This window comes from Neotamlana sedimentorum, assembly GCF_000943565.1.
Taxonomy (GTDB): domain Bacteria; phylum Bacteroidota; class Bacteroidia; order Flavobacteriales; family Flavobacteriaceae; genus Neotamlana; species Neotamlana sedimentorum.
In genome coordinates this window covers 1-791 of sequence record NZ_JTDW01000048.1, presented here as the reverse complement: position 1 = coordinate 791, position 791 = coordinate 1, and the positions used below count along the sequence as shown (strand labels likewise).

The following is a 791-nucleotide window of genomic DNA, read 5'->3' as shown; positions in this document are numbered from 1 at the left end:
TTTCCTGAAATAGGTTGACTAAAAATTAAGCAATTAATTACAGTCACTTATGAAAACACAAGAACAACCCTGGCGAAAAAAAACGTACGAAAAAGCAACTTTAGAACTCAAATTATTCGTCGTTGACCAAATCTTAACCGGTCAGATATCTACAAACTCGGCTTCTAAAAAATATGATGTTCCTAGAACAACCATTACCTATTGGTTAAGAAAATACAGTACCTTAGTACAACAAAACACAGGTATGAGTAAAAACGATGAAATTAAAAAGTTAAAGGAAAAGATTGAAGAACTTGAGTTTCAAAAAGACTTCCAACAAGACATTATCGCTGATATGGAACTTATTACAGGCGTTGATATGTCAAAAAAGTCATTACCCAAAACATTAGCAAAAGAGATAGAGCTAAAGAAAAAGGCACGTATAAAAGAAAGTGGCTTTATGGATGTTTTGGGGTTAGCAAACAAGCTTTCTACAAAAGACTCAAAGTACAACGAAAACAAGAAGTAGACCATCAAAAACTAATTAAATTAGTTAAGCAATACCGCAAAAAAGTAGGTTCTAAAACTGGTGGAATAAAACTCCATAAGGAACTCAAAAAAGACTTTATAAACGCTGATATTAAGATAGGTAGAGACAAATTCTATCGATTCCTAAGACTTAATAATCTTTTGATTCCTAAAACTAAAAATTACATCACAACGACAAACTCAAACCATATGTACAAAAAATATAAAAACCTCGTTAAAGACCACATTCCTAATCGACCAGAACAACTTTGGGTAAGCGATAT

Annotated in this window: 1 protein-coding gene; it reads left to right on the top strand. The window is 32.0% G+C overall.

Annotated elements, in window-relative coordinates; genetic code table 11:
- The first annotated feature begins 49 nt into the window (after window positions 1–49).
- Window positions 50–508: a helix-turn-helix domain-containing protein gene (locus PW52_RS16945; RefSeq protein WP_044634174.1), complete on the top strand. Its 459-nt coding sequence runs from the start codon at window positions 50–52 to the stop codon at window positions 506–508.
- The last annotated feature ends 283 nt before the right edge of the window (window positions 509–791 follow it).

Excerpts from the sequence above, each read along its gene's own strand:
- PW52_RS16945 (WP_044634174.1), top strand. The coding sequence starts at position 50 with ATGAAAACACAAGAACAACCCTGGCGAAAAAAAACGTACGAAAAAGCA.